This window comes from Arthrobacter sp. Y3224198 (assembly GCF_059090025.1).
On sequence record NZ_JBNHFG010000004.1, the window covers coordinates 158,072 to 166,184 of the forward strand.

9 protein-coding genes are annotated in these 8,113 nt (G+C 67.5%); 6 read left to right on the forward strand and 3 right to left on the reverse strand.

Going from position 1 to position 8,113, the window contains the following annotated elements:
- Positions 1-108 precede the first annotated feature (108 nt).
- Entirely contained in the window at positions 109-2,361 is a 2,253-nt protein-coding gene (locus AC5RUF_RS04040) for an MMPL family transporter (protein ID WP_494129793.1), read from the forward strand.
- An 11-nt stretch (positions 2,362-2,372) separates the two neighbouring features.
- Here AC5RUF_RS04040 and AC5RUF_RS04045 read toward each other — a convergent pair whose 3' ends face one another.
- The gene (locus AC5RUF_RS04045) at positions 2,373-2,597 is read right to left on the reverse strand and encodes a mycoredoxin (protein WP_493998718.1); all 225 of its coding nucleotides are present in this window, start codon (positions 2,595-2,597) and stop codon (positions 2,373-2,375) included.
- Positions 2,598-2,730: 133 nt separating this feature from the next.
- Between AC5RUF_RS04045 and AC5RUF_RS04050 the strand changes: the two genes are divergently transcribed.
- Positions 2,731-3,495 carry an SOS response-associated peptidase gene (locus tag AC5RUF_RS04050; RefSeq protein ID WP_494129794.1) on the forward strand — a complete coding sequence of 255 codons (765 nt, stop codon included), beginning with the start codon at positions 2,731-2,733 and terminating at the stop codon, positions 3,493-3,495.
- A gap of 12 nt (positions 3,496-3,507) precedes the next feature.
- On the opposite strand, the gene AC5RUF_RS04055 is transcribed toward AC5RUF_RS04050, so the two are convergent.
- Positions 3,508-3,984 carry a VOC family protein gene (locus AC5RUF_RS04055; protein WP_494129795.1) on the reverse strand — a complete coding sequence of 159 codons (477 nt, stop codon included), beginning with the start codon at positions 3,982-3,984 and terminating at the stop codon, positions 3,508-3,510.
- Positions 3,985-4,102: 118 nt separating this feature from the next.
- Here AC5RUF_RS04055 and AC5RUF_RS04060 point away from each other — a divergent pair, with 118 nt between their 5' ends.
- The 4 genes from AC5RUF_RS04060 to AC5RUF_RS04075 are packed head-to-tail and all read left to right on the forward strand — an operon-like array spanning position 4,103 to position 6,636.
- A complete protein-coding gene (locus tag AC5RUF_RS04060; protein WP_493998568.1) occupies positions 4,103-4,441 on the forward strand; it encodes a chorismate mutase in 339 nt (112 codons plus the stop codon).
- 27 nt (positions 4,442-4,468) lie between these two features.
- The gene (locus tag AC5RUF_RS04065) at positions 4,469-5,314 is read left to right on the forward strand and encodes a hypothetical protein (protein ID WP_494129796.1); all 846 of its coding nucleotides are present in this window, start codon (positions 4,469-4,471) and stop codon (positions 5,312-5,314) included.
- Positions 5,301-5,876 carry a DUF2087 domain-containing protein gene (locus tag AC5RUF_RS04070; protein WP_494129797.1) on the forward strand — a complete coding sequence of 192 codons (576 nt, stop codon included), beginning with the start codon at positions 5,301-5,303 and terminating at the stop codon, positions 5,874-5,876. The genes AC5RUF_RS04065 and AC5RUF_RS04070 overlap by 14 nt, the downstream gene beginning before the upstream one ends.
- On the forward strand, positions 5,869-6,636 hold the full coding sequence (locus AC5RUF_RS04075; protein ID WP_494129798.1) for a tyrosine-protein phosphatase: 768 nt from the start codon (positions 5,869-5,871) through the stop codon (positions 6,634-6,636). Before AC5RUF_RS04070 ends, AC5RUF_RS04075 begins: the two co-directional genes overlap by 8 nt.
- A 16-nt stretch (positions 6,637-6,652) precedes the next feature.
- Here the strand turns inward: AC5RUF_RS04075 and AC5RUF_RS04080 are convergent, their stop codons facing one another.
- Positions 6,653-7,693 (reverse strand): DUF2776 family protein, encoded by a 1,041-nt coding sequence (locus tag AC5RUF_RS04080; RefSeq protein WP_494129799.1) that lies wholly within the window; start codon positions 7,691-7,693, stop codon positions 6,653-6,655.
- Positions 7,694-8,113 lie beyond the last annotated feature (420 nt).

Below are 8,113 nucleotides of genomic sequence, written 5' to 3' on the forward strand. Positions count from 1 at the left end.
CCCTTCCGCTTCCGGCGCAACCCGGTAACACCTGCCGCCTGCGGCAGTGCGGTCCTACGATGGAAGACGGAAAAGGTCCTGCAGGTGCCACCTAGCCAAGGACGGCCCATGAACGACTCAGACCCCGGCGACTCCACGCCCGCATCTTCCGGAAGCACGGCTTCCGCAGTCTCTTCGAAGAGAAGCCGTCCCGGGTCCGGACGGCGCACGGCCCGGTCCCTGTTCCTGCTTCCGGTGCTGCTGATCCTGGCCTGGCTGGCCGTGGGCGGCATCGGCGGCCCCTACTTCGGGAAAATCAGCGAGGTGGCGGACAACAACCAGACCTCCTATCTGCCGTCCAGTTCGGAATCCACCCAGGTGGCGGAACTTCAGGAGAAGTTCACGGACAGTGATGCGATTCCCGCCGTCGTGGTGTTCGTGAGAGATGACGGCCTGACGGAGGCGGACCGGAGTTTTGTCACCGGGCGGGCCTCCGCCCTCGCGGACGTGGGCGGGGTGACCGGGCAGGTCTCCCCGCCGCAGTTCTCCACGGACGGCAAGGCGGCGGAACTGTTTGTGCCGGTGCAGGACAATGACAGTGCCTCGACCACCGTGGCGGATCTGGACCGCGTGGTGCGGGACGGCATTCCGGACGGCCTGGACAGCTACGTCACCGGGCCGGCCGGCCAACTGGCGGACATCACCGAAGCGTTCGGGGGCATTGACACCTCGTTGGTGCTGGTGGCGGCGCTGGCGGTGCTGGTGATCCTTGTGGTGGTATACCGTTCCCCGCTGCTGCCGTTCCTGGTCCTGCTGACGTCCATCCTCGCCCTCTCGGCTGCCATCCTGGTGGTCTTCTATCTGGCCAAGGGCGGGGCTTTGACGTTGAACGGGCAGGTGCAGGGCATCCTGTTCATCCTGGGCATCGGCGCGGCAACGGACTATTCGCTGCTCTACGTGTCCCGGTACCGGGAATCCCTGCGGGACCACGAGGGGCGCTGGGATGCCACCAAGGCGGCGCTGAAGGGCACATTCGAGCCGGTGCTTGCCTCCGCTGCCACCGTGGTGGCCGGGCTGCTGTGCCTGCTGCTCAGTGACCTCAATTCCAACAAGGCCCTGGGGCCGGTGGCGGCCATCGGGATCGGGTTCTCATTCCTGGCGGCCATGACGCTGCTTCCGGCGCTGCTGATGCTCACCGGAAGGGCCGCCTTTTGGCCGCGCCGGCCGGCGTTCGGCTCGCCCCACCCGGACCGGGACGGGAACTCGCCCAAGGGGTTTTGGCCGCGCGTGGCCCGGACCGTCAAGGGGCACCCGCGCCGCACCTGGGTGATACCTACCGTCCTTCTGCTGGTGGCGGCGGCGGGCCTGCTGCAGCTGCGTGCCTCCGGGGTGCCGCAGAGCGACTTTGTGCTGGGCCAGACCAGCGCCAAGGAAGGCCAGCAGGTCCTGGGCGAGCACTTCCCCTCCGGCTCGGGCAGCCCGGCGCTGATCGTCGCCCCCGAGGGGGAACTGGACGCCGTCGCCAGGGCAGTGCTGGACACGCCCGGCGTTGATGCCCTGGCGGTGGATGCCACGGGCACCCCGGCGGGAACCCTGCCGGTGACCGACGACGGCGTGCAGGCCTCGCCCATCCCCGGTGCGTCCGGAGCACCGAAGGTGGTGGAGGGCAAAGTCCTGCTGGAAGCCACGCTGAAGGAATCGGCCGAGTCGGATTCCGCGGAACAGACGGTGAGGCAAATGCGGGACAAGGTGGCCGGGATCGGGGATGTCCTCGTCGGCGGGGTCACCGCCACCACCATCGACACCAACGCGGCGGCGGCCCATGACCGGAACCTGATCATCCCGGTGGTTTTGGTGGTGATCCTGTTCCTGCTGATGCTCCTGCTGCGGGCCCTGCTGGCCCCGTTCCTGCTGATCCTGACGGTGCTGCTGTCCTTCGGGGCCACCATGGGCGTTTCGGCCGTGGTGTTCAACCACGTCTTCCGATTCCCGGGGGCGGACCCGGCCGTGCCGCTGTACGGCTTCATCTTCCTGGTGGCACTGGGCGTGGACTACAACATCTTCCTGATGACCCGGGTGCGGGAGGAGAGCATTGTGCACGGCACCCGGGAAGGGGTGATCCGCGGGCTGATGATCACCGGCAGCGTCATTACCAGCGCCGGCATCGTGCTGGCCGCCACCTTCGCCGCCTTGGGTGTGATTCCCGTGCTTTTCCTGGCGCAGCTGGCCTTTATCGTGGCCTTCGGCGTGCTGCTGGACACCCTGGTGGTGCGTTCACTGCTGGTGCCGGCACTGACCTACGACATCGGACGCCGGGTCTGGTGGCCGTCGCGGCTGGCCCGGAACGGGTCCGGGCCGGCCGTGCTGGCGGACACGCGCTGACGGCGGAAGGCTTACAGTCCCAGCCGGGACTTCACTTCCGACGCCGACGGGTTGGTGGCGGAGGAACCGTCCGGGAAAATCACGGTGGGAACGGTCTGGTTGCCGCCGTTGAGGGCTTCGACCAGCTCCGCGGTCCCTTCAACCTCTTCGATGTTGACTTCCGTGTAGCCGATGCCGGAGGCGTCCAGCTGGGACTTCAGCCGGCGGCAGTAACCGCACCAGGTGGTGGAGAACATGGTGATGGTTCCGGTGGCGGGGGTAAACGCTTCGGCAGTGGCAGTCACGGCTGATGCTCCTTCAGGGAAGTGGTTGGTTGCCTCGGTATAACCGTATCCGGGCCACTCCCATTCCCGGTGACAGACTGGAGGCATGTGTGGAAGATACGTGATGGCCCGCTCCGTGGGCGACCTCGTGGCAGAGGCCGAGGCCGAGGCGGATGCGAACCTTGAGCTGCGCGCGTCCTGGAACGTGGCGCCGACGTCGGACGTGCCGGTGGTGTTGGAGCGGTTGGTGGACGGGCGGCGCGTGCGGCAGGTGCACGTGGCCCGGTGGGGTCTGGTGCCGGGGTGGGCGCCGGATCCCTCGGTGGGCGTGCGGGCGTTCAATGCACGCAGCGAGACCGTGCTGGACAAGCCGACCTTCCGCGATGCCGTGGCCGCCCGCCGGTGCGCGGTGCCGGTGGACGGATATTACGAATGGAAAGCCGGCCCCGGCGGAACCCGCCGGCCGTTCCACGTCTCCCGCGCCGACGGGCGGCCGATCTTTTTCGCCGGCCTGTACGAGTGGTGGCGGGATCCGGCCAAAGCCCCCGGAGACCCGGGCCGGTGGCTGCTCTCGACGTCGATCCTCACCGTCGCCTCACCGCCGCCGGACAGCACCGAGCCGGTACTGAGGGAACTGGCCGCCCTGCATGACCGGCTGCCGGTGCCGCTGGCCCCGGAAGCGATGGCCCGGTGGCTGGACCCGGTTGCGACGGATGCTGCCCCGCTGGTGGCCCTGGCAACCGGCCAGGCCTATGCAGCCGCGACGGACTGGGTGCTGGCGCCGGCCCACCAGGGCGTGGGGAACGTGCGTAACGACGGCGCGTACCTGCTGCATCCGGAACCAGCACCCGTTGAAGAGGCGCTTTTCTAGCGGGAATGTGCCCTAGCGGCGCTGTGAGTCCAGTGCGGGCCCGGCCGGAGATTCCGTGTCCAGGACCGTAAGGGTGACCCGGCCGGCGTCGTCCACGGAGAGCCCGGGATTAAAGCAGGCCTCCCAGCGGACGCCGCCGGGATCGGTAAAGTAGCCCGAGTACCCGCCCCAGCTCATCTGCGTTCCCGGCGCGGTGATGTCCCCGCCTGCGTCTGCGGCGCGGGCCAGGAGGGCATCCACCTCCGCCGGGGAGCCCACGTTATGGCCCAGGGTGAAGGGCGCATCGCGGATGTCGCCGGCTGCTCCGGCCTCGGCTGCCAGATGGTCCGCGCGGAAGAAGGACAGCACCAGGCCGTGGTTCACCTGGAAAAACAGCACTTCCTCCGGGACGTACTGCAGCGGGGTCCAGCCCAGTCGGGAAACGTAGAACGCGTAAGTCATTTCGAGGTCCCGTACGCCTACGGTGACCACGGATACGTGGGGGGTCATGCCCTGATCCTGCCACCGGAGGCACGGGTATGGCGATTGTGTCGCCAAATCCCGCAGGCCCCGCCGGTGGAGGCCAATTGCGGGGGGTCCGCCCGCCGGTGCTGGATACTCTTAAAGCATGGAAACAGCTGAGCAGAAATCCGTTTCGGGACAGCTAGATGATGTCCGGACAGCCATTGACGAGATCGATGAGGAAATCGTGGCGCTGATCTGGCGGCGGGAGCGGCTGGTCCGCCTTGCCGGGGGACTCAAGGAGAGCGACGCCGCGGTCCGCTCGCCCAAGCGCATGGAGGAAGTGATTGCCCATGTCCGCCAGGCCGCCGAGGAGCAGGAGAGCGACTGCAACGTGGTGGAGCGGACCTACAAGGCCATGATCGAAGCCTTCATCGACTACGAACTCAAGATCCGGCACCAGGCCGAGAACCAACGGAAGCTGGATGCCTTCAGCAACAGCTAGGCGGGGCAGTCGGGTAGGTTGTGACCCATGGCACAGACCGTGGGTGAACTCTTTCCGCTGACCGGCCGGGTCCATGCGTGGCTTTCCCTGGAGTGGGGATCACGCAAGGAGACTCCTGTGCAGGTGGCCGAACGGATATTGCCGACGCTTTCCCTGTTCAGGGCCAGGTTTCCGGAGGCTGATGATGCCCGCTGGCAGATGTCGGTGGAAACCATTTTCGGCCGGAAAGCCCCATGGGCCGATATCCCCGACGGGCCCGAAGAGCTGGGCGCGTTGATTCAAAGTCCCCGCCAGCGCGATGTCTCGGACTCCCATGTGGACACCGGGACCCTCACGGCAAAGTTTTCGCTGACTGCGGCAGGGGATCCGGGCAACGGACTCTTTGTGTTCGACATATCTGCCGGCCACAGTTCTGTCTGGCGTACACCGGCCAACCGAATCCCGCTGCGGCCGCCCGCGGATTTCGTTATTGGTTCCCCCGAAGAGGCCCGGGACTGGTTCGGCGGACTGGTCCGGATCTGGCAGCCGGAAACAGCCTGCCTGACAACCCCGGAAACCATGGATTCCTGCCGTGAAAAAGAAAAGCGGCTGGGCTTGGAGCACCGCTCTGTTTACGCTCCGTCCGTCGGCTATCTGAACTGGCTCTCGCTCACCGGCTACGGCCGGATCCCCTTCCCGCTCGATGCAGTAGTCAGGGAGGAGCCGGAAGGGACACTGATCTCCGTGAAGGACTGGACGGCCGCTGCCGTGGCGGATCTGTATGAGGAGCTGGAGACCATGGGAATGCTTCACCAGGTACCTGATGTGCAGGTCTTCGGGGACCCGGCCGATGACGGCGAAGCCGAGGGAGAGGATCACCATGGGGGATACTGACCGGACACCTGAGGGGAACCGCTGGCGCCCGGTGGCGGCAGCGCTCGCAGACCGCCGCCGCCTGCACCTGTACGCCCGTACGGTGCTGGCAGCCGACGACGGCGGCGCAGGCCTGGACCCGGGAGACCTCACCGCTGCGGAAGCCAAGTCGTTGGCCGTGCTGCAGAACGCCGGCCTGGTCCGTGTCGGCGAGCGCGGAGTGGAACCCGTGCCGTCCGTCTTCGCCGATCTGCTGGCCGCCGGTGTCCGCCCACCCGACACCTCGGCCCGCCGCTTCCTGGCCAACGGCAAAGTCGAAGCCTACCCGCGCAAACGCTCCGACCGGCTGGAGCTGCTCCATTTTCTGGCCGGTGAGGTCTTCGAACATGCCCGGCCACCGGAGCCGGGACTGCGGCCGGTCCTGGCGGAAAAGGAGCTGACCGAACGGCTGTCCGCCTTCACCGGCGATCCCGTGGCCATCCGCCGCTACCTGGTGGATGAAGGTATTGTGGCGCGGGACCCGGCCGGCAGCCAGTACTGGCTTGTCCGGCCCCGCCCGGCGGAAGGAATTGAATTTGCCTGACTCAACGGAATCTCCGGATTTAGTCGCTGACCGGGCAGGGACCGGCATCCCGGGGTTGGTGAACTTCCGGGACCTGGGCGGCCGGCGCCGGCGCGACGGCTCGTACACCCCGCAGGGTGTGTTCTACCGCTCCGAGTCCGTCGACTGGGTGCGTCCCGAAGGCTGGGACCGGCTGTATGCGCTGGGGGTCCGCACCGTCGTCGACCTCCGCCAGCCCGGCGAGCGCGCCCGGGACGCCGGGACCCGCCCGGACTGGCTCACCACCATCCCCGTGGACCTGGACGGACTGGCCGAGAACCCGGATTTCTGGTCGGGGTACTGGGAGAACGGGCTGATGGGCACGCCGCTGTACTACCTTCCGCACCTCACCCGGCTGCCGGACCGCATGGGCGCCGTGCTCACCGCCCTGGCCGGCGCGCCTGAGGGCGGGGTGCTGTTCCACTGCATGGCGGGACGCGACCGTACCGGAATGACGGCGATGGTCCTGCTCGCGGCCGTGGACGCGGAGCCGGAGGAAATCCGGGCGGACTACTTCGAAACCGTCCGCAACGCCGACGCCTTTGCGGCTGCATCGGGGCGGCCCAACCCGGAAGCTGCGTCCGAGACGCTGTGCGCCGAGCACGGAACCAGCATGGACGGCGCCTTCCGTGCGGCGGTGGACGGACTGGACGTGGAAAAGCTGTTTGACGACGCCGGGCTGCCGGAAGCTGTCCGCACCGTCATCCGCACCTGGCGGGGAGCAGTGTCCGGCACGCCTTGACGCGGCCGGTCCGCTGCTACGACGTTCCCTCTTCCAGGATCGACACGATGGAGAAGAGCGTAAAGCAGACGGCGCCCAGTCCGACCAGCACGTGCGCGCCGACAAAGAACGCCGGGTCCGTGCCTGCGGCCTCAAAGAGGAACGCGGCGAAGAACAGGCAGGTGAGCGCTGTGCCGATCGGCATAAGCGGGATGCGGTTGGCCAGGGCAAACGTGCGGCGCCAGACAAGGGCGAGCAACAGCACTTTCGAGAGGATGCTGAAGCAGATCAGCCCGAGGCCAAGCAGCACGCATCCCGGGGCCAGCCGGTAGGGCTCGTCCGAGCTGAACAGCACGAACAGGCCGAGCAGCAGGTTGACTGTGCCCGCGGCAGCAACGAGCCAGGCCCAGGCGAAGCGCTCGCCGTCGCTGAATTCATTGCGGACCTGGCGCACGATGCTCGCGACCAGGGCGATCAGTGACGCGCAGATCGCCGACAGGCCGATCATGACGTGGCCGGCAACGAATCCGGGAGTGTCTCCGCGCACCAGCAGGCCGGTCGCCAGGGAGAAACCGACGACGGCGGCCACAGCCGGAACCGCGATCATCACGGCGCCCAGGGTGCGGGAGTGGGCACCGGGCGGCGGACCGCCCAGGGGGTCGAGGAGCTGTGCCGACTGGATCAGCGTGAATTTCGTGGACGCGGCCGCAACGGTGCTGACGCATGCGGCGACGAAACCGATGCCGATGACCACGAAGCCTGCCGTGAGGTTCTCCGCGGTGTTGTCCAGGTTGGCCAGGACGATGCCCCAGGCGATGGCGGCGGCGGCAACCACGTAGCCGGAGAGCGGCAGGGCGATACTCCACCCGCGCCCGTAGCGGTCGATGAGCTGCCTGATGATGGTGGCCGCCGTCGTGAACAGCGCATAGCAGATGGCGGTCAGCCCGACGTTGACGTGTCCGGCGACAAAGTGTCCGGCATCGTCCGGCCCGGCCAGGATGTAGAGACCGTAGGACAGGCAAACCGCGCCCATCAGGAGCGGGATGGCGCGGAAAACGATACTCATCGTACGGTTCATGGCGTACTCCGAAAAAAGTCGTGGATCCCGGGCGGCTTCGACATCATGTCCGGTCTGCGGTCAGTGCCGGTTTGCGTCTGTCCCAACCATGGAACATCTGTCCCTCCCGTGGAACAACGGAGGGGCGGGGAGCAGCCCCCTGCCGAAGAGACTTAGCGCCCTGAGCAGCCGCAGCCCGACCGTTGACTTGGCAGGACAGCGGGCGTCGAATGGAAGATGCAGTGTCCACTTGCATCATCCGGCGGAATCTCCAAGGAGATGCGCATGGCAGAGCGTTTCACCGCCCGTGGCACAACAGCAGCCCACCCCGCCGCCGGCATGACCGGGGCCATGGGTGCCCCGGTCAGTACCGTCTCCTTGGCGGCCCGTTCGGGCGCGCCGGTGGCTGCCGCCCCTGGAAATGCCGGCCCGGTGGTCGCC